This window comes from Sphingobacterium sp. UDSM-2020 (assembly GCF_016132525.1).
Taxonomy (GTDB): domain Bacteria; phylum Bacteroidota; class Bacteroidia; order Sphingobacteriales; family Sphingobacteriaceae; genus Sphingobacterium; species Sphingobacterium anhuiense.
Map to the genome: position 1 here is coordinate 1823445 of NZ_CP066166.1, position 20677 is coordinate 1844121.

Annotated in this window: 17 protein-coding genes; 3 read left to right on the forward strand and 14 right to left on the reverse strand. The window is 38.1% G+C overall.

The window, feature by feature from the left end:
• Positions 1-211 precede the first annotated feature (211 nt).
• Together gldM and gldL are read right to left on the reverse strand one after the other, a co-directional pair.
• Positions 212-1744 (reverse strand): gliding motility protein GldM, encoded by a 1533-nt coding sequence (gene gldM, locus JAZ75_RS08000; protein WP_208701066.1) that lies wholly within the window; start codon positions 1742-1744, stop codon positions 212-214.
• Between the two features lie 30 nt (positions 1745-1774).
• Positions 1775-2587 carry a gliding motility protein GldL gene (gene gldL, locus JAZ75_RS08005; RefSeq protein ID WP_183918154.1) on the reverse strand — a complete coding sequence of 271 codons (813 nt, stop codon included), beginning with the start codon at positions 2585-2587 and terminating at the stop codon, positions 1775-1777.
• A 475-nt stretch (positions 2588-3062) separates the two neighbouring features.
• Here gldL and JAZ75_RS08010 point away from each other — a divergent pair, with 475 nt between their 5' ends.
• Entirely contained in the window at positions 3063-4160 is a 1098-nt protein-coding gene (locus JAZ75_RS08010; protein WP_208701068.1) for a PAS domain-containing sensor histidine kinase, read from the forward strand.
• Between the two features lie 219 nt (positions 4161-4379).
• Here the strand turns inward: JAZ75_RS08010 and JAZ75_RS08015 are convergent, their stop codons facing one another.
• From JAZ75_RS08015 to JAZ75_RS08045, 7 genes are all read right to left on the reverse strand, one after another.
• Positions 4380-4538, reverse strand: a complete 159-nt coding sequence (locus tag JAZ75_RS08015) for a hypothetical protein (RefSeq protein ID WP_208701070.1) — start codon at positions 4536-4538, stop codon at positions 4380-4382.
• Between the two features lie 26 nt (positions 4539-4564).
• Positions 4565-5329: a hypothetical protein gene (locus JAZ75_RS08020; protein WP_208701072.1), complete on the reverse strand. Its 765-nt coding sequence runs from the start codon at positions 5327-5329 to the stop codon at positions 4565-4567.
• Positions 5330-5382: 53 nt separating this feature from the next.
• On the reverse strand, positions 5383-5964 hold the full coding sequence (locus JAZ75_RS08025; RefSeq protein WP_208701074.1) for a FimB/Mfa2 family fimbrial subunit: 582 nt from the start codon (positions 5962-5964) through the stop codon (positions 5383-5385).
• A gap of 697 nt (positions 5965-6661) precedes the next feature.
• Complete coding sequence (locus JAZ75_RS08030) at positions 6662-7837, reverse strand: hypothetical protein (RefSeq protein ID WP_208701076.1); 1176 nt, start codon at positions 7835-7837, stop codon at positions 6662-6664.
• Between the two features lie 89 nt (positions 7838-7926).
• Positions 7927-8367 carry a hypothetical protein gene (locus JAZ75_RS08035; protein WP_208701078.1) on the reverse strand — a complete coding sequence of 147 codons (441 nt, stop codon included), beginning with the start codon at positions 8365-8367 and terminating at the stop codon, positions 7927-7929.
• Between the two features lie 49 nt (positions 8368-8416).
• Positions 8417-8800 (reverse strand): response regulator, encoded by a 384-nt coding sequence (locus JAZ75_RS08040; protein ID WP_208701080.1) that lies wholly within the window; start codon positions 8798-8800, stop codon positions 8417-8419.
• 72 nt (positions 8801-8872) lie between these two features.
• Complete coding sequence (locus tag JAZ75_RS08045; protein WP_208701082.1) at positions 8873-9046, reverse strand: hypothetical protein; 174 nt, start codon at positions 9044-9046, stop codon at positions 8873-8875.
• Between the two features lie 327 nt (positions 9047-9373).
• Between JAZ75_RS08045 and JAZ75_RS08050 the strand changes: the two genes are divergently transcribed.
• Positions 9374-10612 (forward strand): phage integrase SAM-like domain-containing protein, encoded by a 1239-nt coding sequence (locus tag JAZ75_RS08050; RefSeq protein ID WP_208701084.1) that lies wholly within the window; start codon positions 9374-9376, stop codon positions 10610-10612.
• 337 nt (positions 10613-10949) lie between these two features.
• On the forward strand, positions 10950-11198 hold the full coding sequence (locus tag JAZ75_RS08055) for a hypothetical protein (protein ID WP_208701086.1): 249 nt from the start codon (positions 10950-10952) through the stop codon (positions 11196-11198).
• A 353-nt stretch (positions 11199-11551) separates the two neighbouring features.
• On the opposite strand, the gene JAZ75_RS08060 is transcribed toward JAZ75_RS08055, so the two are convergent.
• From JAZ75_RS08060 to JAZ75_RS08080, 5 genes are all read right to left on the reverse strand, one after another.
• Positions 11552-12784: a hypothetical protein gene (locus tag JAZ75_RS08060; RefSeq protein ID WP_208701088.1), complete on the reverse strand. Its 1233-nt coding sequence runs from the start codon at positions 12782-12784 to the stop codon at positions 11552-11554.
• Between the two features lie 11 nt (positions 12785-12795).
• Positions 12796-14037, reverse strand: coding sequence for a DUF4998 domain-containing protein (locus JAZ75_RS08065; protein WP_208701090.1), 1242 nt, complete (start codon positions 14035-14037; stop codon positions 12796-12798).
• Between the two features lie 33 nt (positions 14038-14070).
• Complete coding sequence (locus JAZ75_RS08070) at positions 14071-15267, reverse strand: DUF5000 domain-containing lipoprotein (protein ID WP_208701092.1); 1197 nt, start codon at positions 15265-15267, stop codon at positions 14071-14073.
• A gap of 39 nt (positions 15268-15306) precedes the next feature.
• Positions 15307-17235 carry a RagB/SusD family nutrient uptake outer membrane protein gene (locus JAZ75_RS08075; protein ID WP_183917769.1) on the reverse strand — a complete coding sequence of 643 codons (1929 nt, stop codon included), beginning with the start codon at positions 17233-17235 and terminating at the stop codon, positions 15307-15309.
• A 118-nt stretch (positions 17236-17353) separates the two neighbouring features.
• A complete protein-coding gene (locus tag JAZ75_RS08080) occupies positions 17354-20557 on the reverse strand; it encodes a SusC/RagA family TonB-linked outer membrane protein (protein ID WP_208701093.1) in 3204 nt (1067 codons plus the stop codon).
• Positions 20558-20677 lie beyond the last annotated feature (120 nt).

Consider the following 20677-nt stretch of genomic DNA (forward strand, 5'->3'; position numbering starts at 1 on the left):
AATGACGAATAAAAAGTAAATTCGTAAAAATCAATATTAATTAAACTTTTAATAAAATAGAAAAGGCTGCAACTGTAAAAAGTTACAGCCTTTTTTTGAAATAGTTCGGTTTCGGATAATATCATTTGATACTATCAAGCGGTAAAAGATTATCATAAAAAAGCCTTCCCCGATCGAGGAGAAGGCCATGTGTATATAGGTATTAGTTTCTTTAGTTCGCAGTTAATGCTACAGCATTTAACTGTCTTGATGTTCCGTCTGGTCCTACTGCCACAATGTTATCAAAGATAACCCTTGTGCCCGGTGTAATACCGTTTAAAGCAGAGGCCATGCTTGAACTCAATTGATTTCCAGAAGTCGATAATACAATTGCATCGGCACGTGGTTTGGCAATGATCATCGTAAATTTGGTCACCTTGAAATTTGCGTCAAAGTCAAAGTTGTCCAGTTTCGCAAAGATCGCATTCTGTGCTTTAAGAGCTACGGTCGCCATACTGCCACCTGTTTTTCCTGCAAATTTTGCAATTGGATCGGGGATACGTTTAACACGGAATTCCGTGGTACTCAAGGTCTGCATTTTACCTGGTGCTACTTCAGCACTAATAGAAATGCGTGCAGTACCTGGTGAGGAAACACGGGCATTGTACTTCCCGCCTGATCCTGAAAGGCTACCGCCTGTCATGTTTACTTTTACCTTATCTGTTGGTGTTCCTGCAGCAGAAACGGATAATGGGTTATCAACACCGATGTACAATACATTCATCTTGTCCGGTGATACCACTGCCGAAGGGCGTGCCACCTGATAGGTCTGTGTCGCTGTACGGTATTCTTTCATCGAACCATCCGTTTGTTTCACCTGCACAACTCCGGTCCAAGAGAAGATACCTTCCTTGCTTGTCGATACATTATACACTCCTTTTCCATCAACAATCTGTAATGGCGAACCATTGACACTGATGGCAGGTTGCGATTTAGAATCTGAAGCGGTTAAAAATACTTCTGCTTTATAGGGTTGTCCCTGTACCAAATAGGAGGTTGGAGCAACAGCTACAGCCGCAAATTTATCCAGATTAACTACCGCCTGATCCATTTTGCCTAGGATCAATTTTACCATATCCGATTCTGCATTTTGAGCATCGGTCTGGATTTTGGTCAAAATAGTCATCGCGGCTGTTAGTGGTGTACCACTTCCGAAATTGATTTCTTCCCAGCTTTTCTTGCCGTTGACAGATTTTTCAGGATCCTTTGCTTCCAATGAAAAGGAAACACTTTTTTGTTCTTCAGGCGTCAATAAAGCTAAGAGCTTTGCTCTTGTTTCATTGATCTTATCCTTTAAGATGGTTCCTTTTTTCTCATTGATCATCATGTTAACAGAGATGTCTTCGTTTTCTCTTTTAACCAGATCTCCTTTTTCAGGATCAATACCGCCACCTTGCTTGGTAAAATCTTCTTTTAGTGAGCTGATATAGGTATTCAGTTCTCCGATGATCGCCTGTGCTTTTTTAGCTTTATCATAGATCGGTTTTGCACGAGCAGGCTCTTCCTTTAGTTTGGTGCTTTCAAATGCCGAGAATAATTGCTGTACGGCAGTATTGACATTTGAGCGAGATGATTCAAGGCTATTGTTGATGTTTTTAAATGCATCCAAGATCGTATCGGGCACATTCAATGCAAGTAATGCAAGCAGTACCAGATAAAGAATGCTGATCATTCTCTGTCTTGGTGTCTCTCTTCCTAATGCCATTTTTATTGATTTAGATTATACATGGATGAATTAAACACGAGGTTGGTTCATGGCACTTAACATATTGCCATAGATCGCATTTAAAGCGTTTAGGTTTTTTGCCAGCTTACCAACTTCTTCTTTGAATGCCTTAGAATCATCCAATGACTCATTGAAGTTTTGCATCGTATAACTTAAATTTTCATAAAATTGGTTCATCGATTTTAAGTGCGTCGCAGAATCCTGTAGCTCACGCTCGTACATTCCATTCAATTGTTGCAGGTTTGTTGTCAGCTTGCTCACCTGCTCGTGGTAACTGGCAGTATCTGCGGATGAATTGGACATCTGAACCAAGTTAGCAGAAGCCTGCTCAAAAGCAACACTCATGCTGTCAAATTTGGATGTTGCCAATTTCAGCTTTTGTGTGAAATCTTCTGTTGCCAAAGAAACATCTGAGATTTTATTGATCGCCGACATTTTTTCGCTGAAATCACGTAATCCTCTTCCTAAATTACCGATACTTGTCTCGTCAATATTAGCATCTGCAAACATTTTATCCAAGGCTACCGTGGCAGAAGGTCCCGCAGGTGTGTTTACGACAGTTGCACTTCTTGTAGGTAGTTCACCGGTATAGTTTTCATCCAATTCTGGATATACGCGTGTCCAATCTGGTTCCGGTGCAGGAGGATTGAGACCCATTAGAAAAAATAAGAATGCTTCAACTCCCAATCCGATACCGATCATGTAATTGGCATAAGAGCCACCAATGTGTAGAATCTTGAACAGTACCCCGATAATGACAATACTTGCTCCCCAAGAAATGGCGACATTTAACCATTTCGAATTGTCTTTTTTCTTACTCATAGTTTTTTGATATTAATATTGTATTTTAAATTGATTTCGATTTTAATTGTTGATTTCTAGTAAGTAAAACGTATTATTCACTTTTTTTAATATAAAATGATATAACGAAAGAAATTGTTTACGTGATGTTCAAATTTACTGTCATTTGCATTATAAAATAGCATAATACCATATGCGATCGCAATATTATGAAAATATATATACAAAAATCAAACCTTTGTTGCAAAAATCAAACCATATATAGTCTTTAAGTAAAAATTAAGTAGAAAGCTTGAAGATTTTTATTGTTTTAATCTTACCTTTATATAAGTTTGTCTAGTCGTTCTATATTCGGTGAAGGCCAAAAGTCTTTCTTGATAATGCGTCTTTTTAAAATAATTTAAATTGAACAATTGCGCTGAATTTTACTTTTGCCATAGACGTTCCTTTTAGTAGTACTTACATACAGTTTTTTATAAATTTATCATATCCATCCATGATCGCTCTTGATCGCTTTATTTTGTCGGTGCTTCACCATTCGCCATTAGCTACTGCTATTTATAATAACGGTGATCTGAATATCGTTTACGCTAATCAGGCAATGCTGGATATTTGGTGTGCAGATGAGTCCATTATCGGAAAAACTTTATGTGCCTGTTTCCCTAATTTCGTGGATGAAGGTTTTTCTGCTATACTTAAAAATGTCTGGAAGACCGGGATTACTTATAATGCCACCGAAGTTGCCGCAAATATTGTGGTAGGAGACAGAAAGATCAAACGGTATTTTGATTTCGAGTATAAAGCGATACTTGATGAAAAGGGACAGACGTACGCGATACTGCACACGGCAAGTGATGTTACTGAAAGAAAATTGACCAATAATCGAATGGAAAGACAGCGTGAAGAGCTTTCTTTAAGTTATAAATTGGACCGTTTGGCCAGTACCCTCTCACATGATCTTAAGAATCCACTCTCTGTTCTCAAGATGGGAAATGATTTTCTGATTAAAAATGAGTATGTTCCGGTTGAGATCACCAAGCGATGGTATAAAAATTTTTCTGAATCCATTCAGAATATTGAATCCATTATCAACCAGACTTTACAGCTTAGTAAAGTACGTGGATCAAAAAATATGACAGATTGCGTTGAGATTGATAAAAAGATCGGAGAATGGATTAATGAGGTGAAACTGAATTTTCCAGAACAACAGATCGAATTTCAGCTGGGACTTCTTTATCCATTAAATGCAGACAGTGGTGCGGTATATCAGATTTTTGTTAATCTGATTGGTAATGCTGTAAAATTTGCCAATAGTAAGGAGGCATATTTGTATATTGATAGTGAAGAGACAGATCAAGGTATTGTCTATATTTTTGAGGATAATGGAATTGGTATTCCTGAAGATGAATTAGGCAAAATATTTCTGATGGAGGTTCGTGGTAGTAACTCGTCACATATAACAGGTACGGGAATTGGACTATCATTGGTAAAAGATTTAATGGAATTTATGGGGGGCACCGTAAACCTGTCAAGTGCTATAGGAAAAGGAACGGTTGTCCGATTGTTCTTTCCGCAAAGTGTTGAGGATTGTTAGGAAAGGGTTAGTAGGTGAGAGGGTTAGAAAGTGAGAGGGTTAGAAAGTGAGAGGTTAGCAGGTGGTAAATAATCTACAAAAGGTAGTTAAATATCTTCTTTTGAAAAGTTGCTAAAAGTGACGAATAAAAAAAGCGCTTTCCCAGAGGAAAGCGCTTTATAATGGAATAAACCATTTTGACCAAAGATCAGGAATTTTTTACTTATGATAACTGATCAATTACCAAGTAATGGTACGGTTGTCATCATCACCATTATCCCAAGATTGCTCTACGGTACTCTCAGCTTGATTAGATCCAGCAGCGATACCTTGCTCCAATTCAATGGTAGTAAATTCTACCTTTGGAGTTATATATGTTTTTTTTAATTCGTTGTTCATCTTATTGTATTTTATTATTCTTCAAATTAATTAGCACAAGAACCTTTTTTCAAACCAGCTCCAAGTGCTTTCATACCAGTTGCATTTTCTATTCTCTGTGTTATTTTTACAGAATTTGAAGAAGCTCCACCTTGCCAGTTAATTTTATTGAATGGGGTGCCATCAAGCATTTTCATTGGTAATAATGCTCCATCTGCAGATTTCCTACCGAATACGCTTACATTTCCTTTTTGATCAATTTGCACTTGAATTAATGGATTTGTTCTATTTGTATAATCACCAGCCATTCCATTTGCCCACACCTGCGGTATACCTCCAGCGCCATGACGTGTTCCATCTGTAAATCCAATTGTTTGAGCAGTGCCCTTACCTTCTCCAAAAATCTCAAATTGAAGCTCTTGAGCTGATATTTTATCCCCATTCACACTCATGTTAAATGAATTATCTAAAGAGTAGATGTCAAATACAAAACCATAATCAGCACCTGGAGCAACAATCTCTTTAGAAATGATCGATCCGTTTGCCGCCTCAAAAGGTCCGACTTGGAACACATCGTTAACGATGAAATTATTGACAACAGCACCATCACCTGGCGCACCATATCTAACGAACGACCAGTCCATTCCAGTCGCAACAACTTGGTTTGTACAAACTTTATATTCTAAATTCAAGTTATAACGTTGTCCTGGTACAATTTTCAAGTTTGGTAAAGAGAAATTAGTTTGTGCAACTCCTCCAATTTCTAAGGTTGCAAAAGTGATCGTACCATTTGTTGCTCCCGAATGGATCAATAATGTTGGTGTACTTGTCGCTGAAAGAGCGCCAGGAGTGAAACCAGGGAATACTACCCTTTGAAATACATCAAGTCTGCACTGATGTTATTTAAAGAAGCTGTAGATAACTGGTTTTTACCAGTTACAGCGGTTACAGAAGTTTCATTCGTAGAGTAAGCGATGAATGTATAAATACCTGCATTCAAAGCAATCTCTGTATGAGTATCTTCAGCGCTATATGTTTTCTCTGATGCCAATGCACCATTTTTGTCATATACCAATACCGCATATTTTATACCATTTGCTAATGGAAACACATCTGTGACTGCTGCTGCACGTGTACTACTCGCACGTAGACCACTAGTTTGGCTTGTTGGGTCATTTGCTGTTAAGGTTGCTGTTAAAGAAGTTCCTTTAGAGAAAGGTACAGAAGAAACCTGTACATCTTGTTGATGAGATGCGCCTCCTCCTTTTGTTTTTATACCATTACTTGATGCTGGAACAGTAACACCTAGAAGGTTTACTTTTACGAAAGTTTCACCAGCTGCAACACTGTCTTTACTATCTTTACATGAGTAAGAAGCGAAGCATAAGAGAGCAACAATCGCTAAAAGGGCTTTAGCCCTAGATCTTTGATAAAAATTCAAAATCATAATTAACTATTATTTTATTAAAAAAATTCAACATAAAAAGTTCCTACACTGCTCTTAATGAACGTGTTTTTTTAACTATAGCCTTAACTCATTAACAAGATCGAGATGACAAATTCCTGTCCAAAAACAGATATTTTGTATTTACTCATACGTTTATAGAAGCTTAGGGAAAAGTAATCCCTTATTCTTGTGCTCCTATATCATGAACTCTAAAAGAGCTGATGATTAAAAGTCTGCAAATGTAATTAAAAAGAATTAAGTAGTACATAAAGCGTAAATAAATTTTTGCTATATAAGTAATGTTCCTATCATATTATCTTGTTTATAATATGATTTCAATAAAAAACAACTGATAGTTGAGCGTATTATGAGTCAATTTACCTTGAAGAATAAATAATATTAAAAATGAAATTTATCGAGGTTTATGCGTTATAAATCAGCGTAATTTCTTTTTAGTACCTCAATCTTTAGATATTAAAAGTTTAGATTTAAATATTTCTTTGGAAGCTTTAATTAGATATTTTACTAAGGAATTTACACGCTGTATCGATTTGTGATTTTTGTAGCGGATCAGCTACAGGAAAAGATCCAAGTACTTATAGAAGGGAAGACGGTGAGAGGGTTCTTTGTAGTATTTAGAGAATAGTATTTAATAATTTGGCAAGGTTACTGCTTACTTATTATTGTGCAAATGGTTTCAGTCGTTCCTGCTAACGGGCCAGTAGGAAACGGGTTTAGTTTTGTCACGATACTCCAATCTACCTGCTTCTATCAGTTTTTGGAGCTGGAATTCAAGGGTACGTACTTTGATATTCGATATTGTTAAATAAAAAGACAATGGTTGACCAGGATTATTCGCGATAAGGTCATACAATTTATCTATTGCTTCCATTTCTGCCTTTTCTTTATCGTTTTTTAATCTGGTGTTCTTATAATTAGTAAACTTAACTACTCGTGACCGATCTTCAGGTTTAATATAACGAACGACTTCGTTTATTGCCTCATGTTTTTTAGAGGTTTTGGTATAGATGAATTTTTCTTTTTTTGAGATCTCTCCGTCTGTTTTAATCGTATTTATTTTGATCCTGGTCAAATCTTTTCCCACGAATTTATTCATCAAGTTATTGATATGTAAGGGAGGTTTAAATTGCTGATAGTTATTCTCAATTTCCTTTGTAATCTCTACGGCAGTACGGTCTGTGAGAAAAAAATCTGTATAGTTGATCATATAGTCAAGGATACTGTAGAGCTGTCCTTTTTGTTCTTTAGATATGTTTTTTTTACGGATAAACTTCTGGACAGGTAAGTCTACTGGAATTATTTCGTGATCAGGTAGTGAATTGACCTTCTCTTTACTATTTATTCCATGATCAATAATTTCAAATCTCAATATGAGCTTCTTCTTTTTCTTGCCATATAGATAATCAAAAAGAATAGGTGTTTCTATTCCAACGGCAATAGCTAAAGCATATACTTCATAGGCCAGAAGATGGTCATAATTTTTATTAAATATTTCGCTTAATGGTGATTCTTCTATATGTGTTGATGCCGTAATATTTATATTGGTCTTCAAAAATAAATCAGATAGCTTTTTAATTTCATATTCCGGATATTTCAATCGGATAATAGGCATATCTTTAAAATAATGTTGACATATGAGCGCTAGATCTAATCCGAGTGTATGTATTATCGTGAAAAAGGCTTTTCCGGTTAATTGTATGTTTTCATTTTTAAGAATAATATCAACCTCCTGCATCTTCCGCTTGATGATGGATGGATCATAAAATAGCGCATTTAAAAGCTTATTTATAAAGGTATAGAAATTGGCTACATTGGGTAATTTTTCTTGATCTTTTTCCATTTGAATCTTCATAATTACATCTTTGGTGTTTTAAAATTTGCATTAAATGTTGAATTGAATGGGGACTTGCTTAGTGTTGTGTCAGTTTTATTCAAAAAAAATCACAGCGAAGTAACCGAAATAATTAAAGGTTTTTTTGACCCTGTATTATCAACGAAACCTATTTTAAACATTCCACCCATTTTGGATATCGTCTTGTTTGAGTAAACCTTTTGATCTCTTGCTGATGAACATTGTCGAGCAATAATCATTGTGCATGAATTATTTGGTATTTCTGTAATGGCTATACGGCTAAATTCCTGATCGTCACTGCTTCTCACTTCCATTTGATATGGGCCTATAGCGGTTATTTCTAATGGGGTATAGTTTTGCAGTTGTACATCAGTATTTTGCTCCTTCTTTTCAAATAGAATAGCTATGGATAAAAAAGGATTGAGATTGATTTTTATCGTTGCAGAGACAGATTGGGCCATAGCTTCTTGCATACCTAAAATAACCAGGGAGAAGTATATCCCTAAATGTCGCAGTAAGGTTTTATTCATTATTTAATCAGATTAGAAAATTATCTCTGTAGAGGTTTTCTACCATTAGCTAACTGTTTGCAGTTAAGAAGCGCTGTATTTGCTGTAACGTGATATTAATATTGGACTTATTGAATATCATTTTTACTCCGCTTTTATGGAATACCTCTATTTCGGACTCCTTAATTGAGCTCGTGTAACCAAATACCTTAATAGAAGGAAATTTTTCTCTAATTCTGTTAGCCGTTTCTATTCCGTTCATTAGTGGCATATGTAGATCAATAAGACATGCTTGAGGTAATTCAGTACCAGACTCCAATTGTTCAACCAGCTCTTTACCATCACTGCAGACAAAGAGCAGATGAAATATCTTATTATGATCAATTATGTTTCTTATTAAAGCACGTTGTAAAATACTATCATCTGCAAATGCAATCTTAATTTTTATAGTCATAACTGTTATTAAAAATTATAATCAGTATCCGAGAAATATATCAGTGAACGTCAGTGATTTACTGTACTAGGTTTAGCTGTCGTAATTGTTTTCTATTTTATTCGCGGTTAACGGACTCTTTATTTCAAGTTTATCCTCGTAGGATAATTTTTCTGGATAAAAACCAAAGCAACTTTCCATTTCTATTAATATCCACCCTATTTTTGGAGCTTCATATCGTTTTTTTTGTAATCTTTTCTCGTTCATCGTTGGTACGCATTAGTTTATTAACAAAATCTAAAATGGAGCAAATTATTAGTCCAATTCAGACTGCTTTTTATTTACAATTATCTGGTTTACAGATAAAATATTTTTTCAACATATTTTGGAGTGATGTAGGAGAGGAAGTTTAATTTCTGAAATTTGATTATTTTGTGTAGCTGATATAAATATCCATTACCTAAGAAAATAATAGATACTATATTGTTTTCTTAGGAAAAAGTTATTACATTTGAGTAGGGTGAATGTAGTCTGAATTGGACTTCTGAGAATATGGTATTATCTTTATTCACAGATAAATAACGAGACAGTTCAATGATTAATTTTGATTTTACCCTGCAGACTCCCAGCCCAACAGCCACTATTTTTATTCGAATTTTTGATGAGTTTCAGAAAGAACATCTAATGAAGACTCCACTAAAAATATGTCCGTCCATGTGGGACCGAGAGAAGCAAAGACCTACAAATATCTATTTAAAGAAATTTAAAAAATTGAATAATAAGCTGGACAATCTGAAAATTGCGATAGCTGAATATTTAAAAACTATTAAAAACTTTTTACAGCTTTCGTCATATAAGTTGCAGCAGCTTATAAAGAAATATAGTTCCAGCTCAAAAATTGGTTATCCGAAAGATAGTTTGCTGGAGCATATAGAAATCTATATCAATAGCCGATTACATTTAATTTCGGCCTCTACATCAAAACGTTATATGGTTTTTCTTCATTTACTTGAACGTTTTGAAGGTAATCGAAAGAGACATCTTCTGCTGTCAGAGGTTAATGCTAATTTTGTTAAAGAGTTTCTTGAATTTGGCGAATTTGAAGCCTATAATAGAAGTACCATTCACCGCACCATTTATTTTGTTAGGACGATCCTTAATTTTCTGGAAAAGAGAGGTGTTCGTACATATGTTTATGAACTGGAACTTCCTCGGGAAAAGAAAACAAACTTATTTGTCACGCTGAATGAGGATGAATTAATCAGGATCAAAGACACTGAGGTGCCAGACGATCTGAAGGCCGCAAAAGATTGGCTTATTATCAGTTGTTATACCGGCCAGCGTGTTTCTGATTTTATGAATTTCAATATGGAAAATATGGAAATTATACATGGAAAACCTTGTATGTCATTTGTGCAACAAAAAACGCAAAAAGATATCCTCTTGCCTTTACACCCTGTTGCATTGACAATCTTGTCTCAAAATGCTAATATTTTTCCAGAAAAACTCTCAGCCCATAAATACAACTGTCAGATCAAAGAGGTGGTTAAGTTGGTGGGGATAAGCAACCTTGTTAAGGTCCGGAAAAGATTGGGATTTAGATCTGTTGAAATGCTCGTGCAAAAATGGGAGGCTATTGCCAGCCATATCGGACGTAGAAGCTTCGCTTCAAATTTTTACGGTAAGATTCCGACATCTTTATTAATGGAAGCAACCGGACATACCACTGAACAGATGTTTCATCGCTATATTTCTACAATTGACACCGAAAGAACCCGGTCTTTAGGGCAATATTTTGAGAAATCATATAAAGAGAAATTTTTAGTAGCATAAGTGTTTAGGTTAGAAAGTTAGTTATTTAGTTAGTTATTTAGTTAGTTAGTTAGTTAGTTAGTTAGTTAGTTAGAGTTCATAATGTTTAGGTTAGAAAGCTAGAAGGTGAATTCGTTAGACTTTGTGTTACTCCGTTGCTGATCACTTGTTACTTAATAATGTTTAGATAAGGTTAGAGGTGACTCCTGTTACTTCTTTTGTTACATTGATATTTTTATTTTTTTTAGGCGAAATAGATGCTTTTTTGTGTTAAAACAGATGTTTTTTCTGATTTTTAAGTGTTTTTTCCCCGTTTTTAACAAAATGCTTAAAATTATTTTTTGTACATTAGTATAATATGGAATTAGCAAATATTACAAAAGAGAGACTTGTAGAAGCTCAAAAAAATGGATATACTGCAATTATTACGAAGTACAATTCAAATCCTTTAGATCCGATCTGGATCTTTGAAAAAGTAAAAAAAGATCAGTTTTTTCAATTTTCAGAAAACCTTCAGGATACCTATCAGTTATGCTACCAGATTTCGGAAGTAATTGATACAGTAGAGGAATACCCTTTTATCGGAAAGGTTACTTTGCCAGATTAGGATAGAGAAGCAAAAAACGAAAAATATACTTATTTAATAAAAAAGCCGAATAGGAAAAATCCTGTCGGCTTTTTTTAATTTCGATATTTGATTTTTAAAACATTTTGGATCTTGCTTATGAATTTAGGTATATCCGCCACACTACAATGTAAATAGTGTATAGAATCAGAAGCAAGGAGCTTTTCTGGATATTGTAAATTTAAACAGACTCCCGAACAGGAACGGGAGCAGTATTTTAGAGAAAAAACTTAAAGATTTAGGACTTGTATTATAATTTAAAGCCTCAATCCGCAGACTGAGGCTTTAAGATCTTAAACTTGATTTTATTGTTGATTTAACTCATTAAGCATTAATCATGGTGTATAACTTCCGCTATGGCTCGTCATCCCATCTTTACGCATCGCTTCAATAAGCAGACAGTTGTAAACGTAATCCCAACTTGAACTGATTTCTGAATTTTGATTCAGACCATATGGCCACCAATGCTGGCTATCGCCACTTATCACCGCATTTTGATCTGAATTGATCAATTTTAACATGTTGTTTCCATTAGCAAATTGGTATTTTCCAGCACTTATTGCTTGCTGTGACCACCAGCTTGTTGTGCCTGTTCCAAATGTATGGTTCATTTCATGTAGCATCGTTCGGATATTTTGGTAAGAAGTATTTGTTCCAAATCTCATCCATCCTTCATTATTCGCATCAGCGGTAGCAACCCCGGGAACATAATTGAGGTATACATGCTTAGTCGCTGATGTATATTGATTCGCATACCAAACAGCACTGTCAATCGCTACTTGCAGGCGTGAGTATGCTGCAAGCTCTTCCGCTGTAGGGCTACTTGCTTTGTTGAATGTATACGTGACGTTACCTTTCTTAATTGTTCGAAAGGCAATATTGGTTCCGTAGCTCACCCCGGTTTCATTGATAGCATATGCGCGAAGATGATAGTTGGTCTGTGGAGTTAAATTTGCTAATCCGATTCGAAATTTGCCAATACCGTTTGCTCCGTGTGCCGATTTGTTTTGCGTGATCGTCGGATTTTCTTCTGTGCCCCAACAAACACCACGCTCCGTGACCGCTCCTCCGCCACTGCTCAAAATTTCTACGTCGTAATACGCTTGCGATGACCCGATAATAAACATCGGTGTCTGGGCGAAATTGACAGATTGTATATCTGCTGTTTTTAAAATAATCTGATCTCCGTACGCAACACCACCTTTGTTTTTGGCATATGGTCTGATGTAGTAGGTTGTAGATTGTACGAGGGAATTGAGCTGAACACTAAATTCTCCTGATCCTTTACTTACCGTAGCTTCGTGCGGATTGTTTTCAATCGTAGGGTTGGGACTTGTGTTCCAGCAAACGCCTCGATTGGTAACTAGTGCTCCGCCTTTACTGGTTACCATTCCCTTAAGCATTGCTCCGGAGGTAGTGATATTGGAAAAGGTTAATTTTCCCAAGCCTGGAAGAGCAATTCCTTCCGGATTTTCGATTTGCTTTACAGGTAAGAGATCAGATGTTGATTTGGCGCATGCTTGCACGGTTAAACCGAGCATCAGCAGATAGAAATATCTTTTTTTCATATTTTCTTTTTTTATGGTAAAACATCAAAAGTCATATTGCCAGTTATCTTGATGTATGATCCATCACTCGCTGTTCCAGGCATGTTGCCCAACAGTCCGATGGTGACGGCACTTGCTTCGGATAAATTAAATTCCAATACAGCATCGGTTCCTGAAATAACCTTATAAGCTAAACTTGCAGCAGCTAAATTAGCCTGGTCAGGTAATTGGGTTCCCTTAGCAGCAACTAAATGGACGGTTCCGGCAGCTCCTTTGTCCAGTTTAGTAATGGTAAACCGATATTTTCCAGGTTGAAGGTTGGTCGTTTGATACATTTTTCCATTGACAATCGGAGCTAGGTTTGGCGATGGTGTAGCCCATTGCCACCATCCCGCTTCCAGCGATAAACAAGCTTGGTTGGAGCGGATCTCTATTCCGCCATAGAAGTTATTGTCGGTATGTTTAAAGTTTTTTGCGGCATCATTCAATTGCCAATCTGCTGGAGTACCCCATCTGCTGCCCGCCATGGCAGCAGTTTGAAAAGGGAAATTCATATTTTTTAGATAAATTTCTTTGGGCAATATCTGTGTGACATAGTTGGTGTAAAATGTATCAACACTTAAGGTGTCGGGGATAAACAGGGTACGATACCGGTACGGTTTTCCAGGAAGGTAGTTTTTTAATATACTTTCACCGATATGGATAGAATCACGCTGTATGACCAGCTTTCCTGCAGTATTGGTGTACTCGACTTCTGTAAATGTTGCTCCGCTGGTCAGATCAATGCCACCCCAAGCAATGGTGGTGTTCTGATCGCCGGCAAAATATCCGGTCGTGTAGTAAGGACGGTTGAGTAAACCTGATCCATACCGTTCACCATAGGAAATACCGGTTTTAAAAACGCTGAGTGATTTGTTTCCCTGTCCATCAAAAGTGATAAATTCAAAATTATGTACCCCTTCTCTGATGGGTAAAGATAATTTTAAAGTATCTACTCCCGATGTTCTATTGATCGTAAGCTCGGTAGAATCTTGTCGATTGTCCCAATAGACTTTCAATCGTTCGATTTTTGGATCAGCCATAAATAGACCGGTGATATATACCCTTTCTTTTCCAGAATAAACTTGTATTGAATCTATTTTTCCAGTATAGCTTATTTCTCCGTCCTTTATATATTTTTTATAATCATCACTTTTTGAGCAGCTGAAAAGATGAAGTAGCGCGACGCCAAGCAACATGCTCTTACCTATTATTTTAATGAGTTGTGTTTTCATAATTTTTGTCTTAAAAATAAATGGTGGTCCCCGTTAGCGAGGGTCTCCATATACCTGAACTTCTGCGATTGCCATAAATGAAGAACCTTGCCAGTTTTTTGAAGTTTTTATGCGAAGATAGCGCACCTTTGGAGCACTGACATCAAAATCGAAACTAAGTCCCGAATTGGCGAGCTGGTAATCTTCATCGGTCTGCTGACCCATCGGTAATCCTGAAGGCTTTTTGCTTTCAAAGTTTCCGAGCAGTTTCCAATTATTCCAACTGCCATCTGAAGGAGGATTGTCTGAACCCCAGATTTCGAAAGTTTTCACATTTCCACCGTAGTAATACATCCGGCCATTATTGGTGTATTCCGGATAATTCCAGATGACGATCCGACTCATTTTGGCTAAAGTTCCTGTATCAAAAGTGATCCATTGCGGACCATTGATTGTGACATCAGTAAGTGATATATTGGGCCAATTGATGATATCGCCATCCCACATTTTTGATAATCCTGTCGAGGTATACTGTTGTTTAGCATCAGTAGGTAAACTAATGGCATTATAACGGGATTTTGGCAATGCAGTTTCAAATAGGGGTGTAATGGTGGTCACCATGGTATCCGTAAAATTCATGTACTTATCGCGTATGGTGATCGCAAATTGTTTCGGATTAGGGGCAAATCCGCGAATGGTTCTATTGATCTGTTTTGTCGATGTATAAATATTGTCTACAGATGGAACCCACTCTCCTAAGGAATCCACCATGACCATAATGGTCAGATTTTTTTCCTTTTCATTTTCTGCAGTTATCCGTATTCCGCCGAAGGCTCCAATTGCTTCTAAACTTCTAAAAGTATCCCAGATCGGATTTTCCAATGGAGTGACCGGGACGGTTACCGGTGTTGAACTAATTTCGCTTCGGTTTACGGTAGAGAGCTTAATATCATGCGGTTTCATATCCGCGAATCCTTCTACAAGCAACGAGTTGTTGTAATAGGATGATTTTACCTCCATTTCTTGTCCAGATGCCAACGTGTAGGTCGCGCGTACATAAAGCAGATCCTGATCTTTGGAAAGTGTGTAATGGATACGGGCTGCTCCCGGTAAATTTTCGACCTGGACATTGCTTACCGGTTGTGGAGCAGCAGCATTAGTTACCTGAGCTGTCTTAAACTCCTCTTTACAACTACTCAATGCTGCTGTCAGCAGGAGTAATGTGAAAATATACAGTTTTGTTTGATTCATGTTCATAATTATCTTGTATCAGCTGTAATGAAATAAGGGCTACCAACCCAAATTTTGCATCAGTGAAGGGTTTACGGTTAATTCTCCTTGTGCGATCGGCCAAAAGTAATCACGTGGGGCGACGAATGTTTGTGCATATAGCGTGCGTAAGCGGTAGTAATCACTGGTCACCTCTTGGTTAACACTCCATCCCGTGATATTTTGGTTGAAATAATTTACCGCCAATTTCCAACGGCGGAGATCCCAATAGCGCTTTCCTTCAAATACCAGTTCGATCATGCGTTCACGCTGAATGATTTCGCGTAGACCATCTTTCGTATTTGGTTTGCTGGGATTGGTTGAAAATGAACTCCAGGATTCGACGATACCGGCCAATCCCGCACGTTCACGGATGCGGTCCAAATAGGTGTAAACTTCTGTAGATGGTCCATTGGCTTCATTTAAGGCCTCGGCATACATCAGGTAGATATCACTCAAACGGATCGTTGGCCAAGGGTATGATTTGTAACTCACGCCACTGCTGGCAAAAGCTTGTTCCCAGTTGACCAGTTTTTTTAAGAAATACCCTGTTTCATTGATCCATCCGTGATTATTTGCCCCTGCAGGTTGATTGAGTTTTGCCTGTACATAATAAGTATCTTCATCGGATAAGCTCTTGGTGTCAAATTTAAACCAGATACCGCCATCAAAACCTAATGATGCATAAAATCGCGATTCACGGTCATAATTTAGCCGAGCTGTCGTATAGCCTTCTTTAATATGAAAGCGTTCTTCATTCTTAGCTGTTCTTAACGTAAATCGATTGGTAAAGTCCAAGGTTTTATCTTCATTGATGGGTACGCCATTTTTGGTGTAAAACATTTCCGCAATTTTGATCGGTGCGCTTAAATGCTGTCTTGCAGTACCTACTACAGCATCAATGGTGAGTAATGGCATGGCATCACGCTGGATATTCCAAGCTTGATAATTAGGATTTGCCCAGATGTGCTCGGAAGACCAGCGCTCATTGAAACCTAAGTTTATACCCAGTACTTGTGCAGTTTCATCACTCATCTTAAACTGTCCATATTCCGTTTTCCGAAAGGGGAAAAATGTGATACCGGCTGATTCTGCTGCTGTAATTGCGGCTTTGGCCGCTTCGGCGGCACGCGCCCATTTAGAAGCATCATATACGGGATTAAAAAGAGGTTCCCCATCCTTGTTACGGACTGTCTGAAAGTCTGAATTACCATTGAATAATGGACTGGCAGCGGTCAACAAAACCTCTGCTTTTACCGCTTGAATAATGGGCTTGGTGACGCGGCCTAATTCAGAAGCCTGATCCGGAATGATCAAGGGAACAGCACTGTTTGACGCCGAGTCTAATAATGATACGATGTAGTTCACGACTTCGTCGACAGGTCGTTGTGTTACCCGTACTTCTTGCTGGTTTGCATCCAAAGGAATATTGGTACGTGCCAAGGGTATTGGGCCATATTGGCGCATCAAGATATAGTGGTAGTAGGCTTTTAAAAACATGACTTCTCCAATCCATCTCGAACGATCTTCACTGGATAAATCGGGTACTTTCGATGTGTTAGAAACATTTTCTAAAAAGATATTGCAATCACGGATAGCGGTCCACATGCCGCTGCGCCAGGTATCCACTAAGGGAGCATTCACATTTTGCCCTCCACGTGCAATCCGCCAATTATTGGCTGGATAGATCTCGCGCTGCGCTACAGGAATCCATACTTCATCGCCTGCTAAAAAACCTGTATTGCTCTGCGCATCGGCATTGTTGGGTAGCCATGCATAGCAGGTAAATAAGAATTTTTCAGCTTCGTTGCGCAATGAAAACGCATTGTCTATAGTCGCGACATTGTCGGGAACGACATCAATATAATCTGCACATGCGGAAAAACCGATGGTACTAACAGATAGATATATGAGGTAGCGTTTTATCTTTTTTATCTTTAAATTTTTCATTTGGATAATTTTTTATAAATAATCATGTGTTGCTTGTCTGCAATCGAAATGATTGCGCAGGGTTCAATTGATGGGATCCCGTACTGCAGTTCATGAGCGTTTTATCATTTTGTAATGTTTAAAAACCAAGCTGTAAGCCAATGTTATAGGTTGCTTGAATTGGATAACCGATACCTCGTCCACCCATTTCTACGTCCCACATTTTAAAGGAACTGATCGCGAATAGATTCATTCCATTGGCATAAATCCGCAGATTTTTTGCTTTTAGTCTATTCATTAAACTTTCTTTGAACGTGTAGCCGATTTCAACAGTTTTTAATCTTAAGAATGATCCATTACGCATCCACCATGTGGATCTTTGGTTGTTGTTGGCAACAATATTTTCACTTAATCTTGGCCAGAAAGCATATAGATCTCGGTTTTCTTCACTCCAGTAGCTATCAGCGATCACGCTTAGAAGTCCATTTTGAGAACCTCCGTTGAGGTAGAAGGGAGAGATGTTTTCAGGATTGATAAAGAATGAAGATCTTGCTGAACCTTGAAAATAGAAACTGAAATCTAGACCTTTACCGCCCACTGTACCTCCAAACCCATAAATCAGTTCGGGTGTGGTTGGGTAGCCAATGGCTACACGATCTAAATCGGTAATTTGGCCATCGCCATTGATATCTCTGTATTTGATATCACCCCCTAAATAATCAATACCAGGTTTGCCAAATTGAACGGGAGAATTTAATACTTCCTGATCGTCTACAAAGAGTCTTTCAGCTATATATCCGAATTCTTGTGAGGCGGAGGTTCCGACAGTATAGCGTCCAGGCTCTTGATAAGCCGGTTCATCAACGATCAAGCGTTTACTCACGGCATAGGTTAATGTGCTTCTTCCCTGAAGATACCAACCGTTCATCAAGTTTTTATTATAGCTCAATGTCAGATCCATACCTTTGCTTTCTGCTTTATTGGTATTTGCCACAATAGGGGCTCTCAGACCCATTGTACTGGGGATATAAGACCGATTTGTGAGTATATTGCTGCGGATTTGTTTATAAATGTCAATATTTAATTCAACAGCATTAAATAGACTCAGATCCATACCGAAGTTGGTCTGACGAGATCGCTCCCAGGTGATGGCTTCATTGGCATATCGGTTGATCGCAATAGTAGGTCTCTTATAGCCCCCCAGTTCTCCGAAAGAAATTTCACCGGCATTCATGTTAACTTCTGAAAGATAGAAGAAACGGTCCTGTGCTCTACCGATCTGATCATTTCCGGAATATCCATGCGTAGCACGTAGTTTGAATTTATTGACCACGTCACGTAGTGGTTCAAAGAACGATTCGTTTGAGATATTATAAGATAGACCGAAGGAAGGGAAGAACCCCATGCGTCTTGCTTTTGCAAATCGCTCGGATCCATTATAACCGAAATTAAATTCGGCAATATAACGATCATCAAAATTGTAGGTAAATCTACCCGAAAGACCGATATTACGGGCTGGTAAAGACAATTGTAAAGATCCGGCATTGCCACTTAATGAATTTTGAAGCAATCCAATTAGGGTGGCTCCGACATTATGTTTGCCAAATCCGCGGTTGTAATTGGCAATAGCATGCGCATAAAACATTGAATTGACCTCTTTGTCAGACTCCGAATAATCGAGATATTCTGTTCCAACAGGGCCTATTGAACCTTGAGATCCGTCGTTCATGACACGCAGTGTCAGATCGCCATCAGCATTTGATGATGCGGAGTAATAAAATGGATTGTACCTTCTGCTCACTTCAAAATAAGCATAGCGTTTTAAGTAGGTCATCGCAGTTAAGTTCAGACCTGGTACGATAGCACTTAAGTCTTGACGTAATTCAATCTGTGGCATAATGGTCGAGGTGTTGAATTCCTGATAGCCACGTACCATTTCTGCATAAGGATTCACAAACAGACCTCCGTTTCGATTTAGTGCATTGCCAAATAGCGGATGGTTCATGTAAGGCATATACGAAGACGGATATAGCGCCGGAAACATCACGGGGTTTGACCATATTGCGCGTCTAAAGGTGACGGCACCACCATTGATACGGTTGTTATTCTCGTCCAAACCACCTATAGGGCCGTTATAATCATCAAATTGGGCGTAAACCCGTACAATCCCTGTAGTACTCGGAGTAAAGTTGATATCGACATTGGAGCGTACCGAATAATTTTTCAATTTAATGTTGTTATTGAAATTGTTGATGCCATCAACCTTCAGAATTCCGTTGTCGATATTGTACGTTCCTGCTAAGTAGTACCTTGCTTTGGCACCTCCTCCTGAAATATTTAAATTGTTTCGCTGATTGAGGGTATAATCTTTGATCAGCTGATCAATCCAATTATTATTAGGATAAAATAGCGGGTTATCTCCAGCGCGGGTATGATCGATTTTACTTTGCCAATAGGGCAATCCCTGGCCGCTCGAAGCATCTGCAGGTCTTGTCAGATAAGCTTCATTGGCCATTTCCATATACCGAATGTTATCGGCAAACTGAAAATTTCTGGTATTGGTGGAAATGTTGTTTTCTGAACGAAATTCAAATTTTGTTTTTCCTTCGGAGCCTAGTTTTGTGGTGATCAGTACGACACCATTCGCACCGCGTGCGCCATACATCGCGGCGGCATTGGCATCACGTAGGACTGAAAAGCTGGCAATGTCGTCCGGTTGTAAACGTGCCATATCGGTTGGGGATGATTCGACATTATCTATCAAGATCAGCGGATCTTGCTTACCAGTCCCAAATGTACCCAGCCCTCTGATAAAAAAATTGGCGTTATCAGATCCGGGTTCTCCACTGCGCTGAAATGCAATCATACCAGCCACACGTCCTGCTAGCATGGTCGTCAGGTTACTCGTTGGCCCTTTTAATTCTTTTGGATTGATCGTCGTTACTGAACCCACAACGGATGTTCTTTTTTCGCGTTGCCCAAAACCGGTGACAACTACATCTTCTATCACATTCTCATTCATCTGAAGTATGACATCCAGTAAGATGGTATTATTGGATTCAACTTTTTTTTCTGTTAATGCTATTTCTTGACGTGTATAGCCTACACTTGTAAAAACCAAGGTTGCGGTTTTACTGGCACTAATAGCATACATCCCCTGTGCATCTGTCAGTATTTTTGATTCGCTACCTAGAACTCCTACAGTAACCCCTTGTATTGGGGTGCCACTACCCGAGACCTTTCCCGTCACACGGACTTGTTGAGCGGTGGCAACATAGCAGCTTAACGTCATTAGAAATATCCAAATTCCAAGACGCTTTTTAAGCACTTTACCTCTTTTCATTAATAATTAGTTTGGTTATAAATTGGTGAGTATTTTTACTCGATGTACAATTATCGCAACTATCTTTTGATTAAATTGGGGGGGATTTGGTCAAAAATAAGGGGGGAAATCAGCATCATC

Excerpts from the sequence above, each read along its gene's own strand:
- gldM (WP_208701066.1), bottom strand. The coding sequence starts at position 1,744 with ATGGCATTAGGAAGAGAGACACCAAGACAGAGAATGATCAGCATTCTT.
- gldL (WP_183918154.1), bottom strand. The coding sequence starts at position 2,587 with ATGAGTAAGAAAAAAGACAATTCGAAATGGTTAAATGTCGCCATTTCT.
- JAZ75_RS08010 (WP_208701068.1), top strand. The coding sequence starts at position 3,063 with ATGATCGCTCTTGATCGCTTTATTTTGTCGGTGCTTCACCATTCGCCA.
- JAZ75_RS08015 (WP_208701070.1), bottom strand. The coding sequence starts at position 4,538 with ATGAACAACGAATTAAAAAAAACATATATAACTCCAAAGGTAGAATTT.
- JAZ75_RS08025 (WP_208701074.1), bottom strand. The coding sequence starts at position 5,964 with ATGATTTTGAATTTTTATCAAAGATCTAGGGCTAAAGCCCTTTTAGCG.
- JAZ75_RS08030 (WP_208701076.1), bottom strand. The coding sequence starts at position 7,837 with ATGAAGATTCAAATGGAAAAAGATCAAGAAAAATTACCCAATGTAGCC.
- JAZ75_RS08035 (WP_208701078.1), bottom strand. The coding sequence starts at position 8,367 with ATGAATAAAACCTTACTGCGACATTTAGGGATATACTTCTCCCTGGTT.
- JAZ75_RS08040 (WP_208701080.1), bottom strand. The coding sequence starts at position 8,800 with ATGACTATAAAAATTAAGATTGCATTTGCAGATGATAGTATTTTACAA.
- JAZ75_RS08045 (WP_208701082.1), bottom strand. The coding sequence starts at position 9,046 with ATGAACGAGAAAAGATTACAAAAAAAACGATATGAAGCTCCAAAAATA.
- JAZ75_RS08050 (WP_208701084.1), top strand. The coding sequence starts at position 9,374 with ATGATTAATTTTGATTTTACCCTGCAGACTCCCAGCCCAACAGCCACT.
- JAZ75_RS08055 (WP_208701086.1), top strand. The coding sequence starts at position 10,950 with ATGGAATTAGCAAATATTACAAAAGAGAGACTTGTAGAAGCTCAAAAA.
- JAZ75_RS08060 (WP_208701088.1), bottom strand. The coding sequence starts at position 12,784 with ATGAAAAAAAGATATTTCTATCTGCTGATGCTCGGTTTAACCGTGCAA.
- JAZ75_RS08065 (WP_208701090.1), bottom strand. The coding sequence starts at position 14,037 with ATGAAAACACAACTCATTAAAATAATAGGTAAGAGCATGTTGCTTGGC.
- JAZ75_RS08070 (WP_208701092.1), bottom strand. The coding sequence starts at position 15,267 with ATGAATCAAACAAAACTGTATATTTTCACATTACTCCTGCTGACAGCA.
- JAZ75_RS08075 (WP_183917769.1), bottom strand. The coding sequence starts at position 17,235 with ATGAAAAATTTAAAGATAAAAAAGATAAAACGCTACCTCATATATCTA.
- JAZ75_RS08080 (WP_208701093.1), bottom strand. The coding sequence starts at position 20,557 with ATGAAAAGAGGTAAAGTGCTTAAAAAGCGTCTTGGAATTTGGATATTT.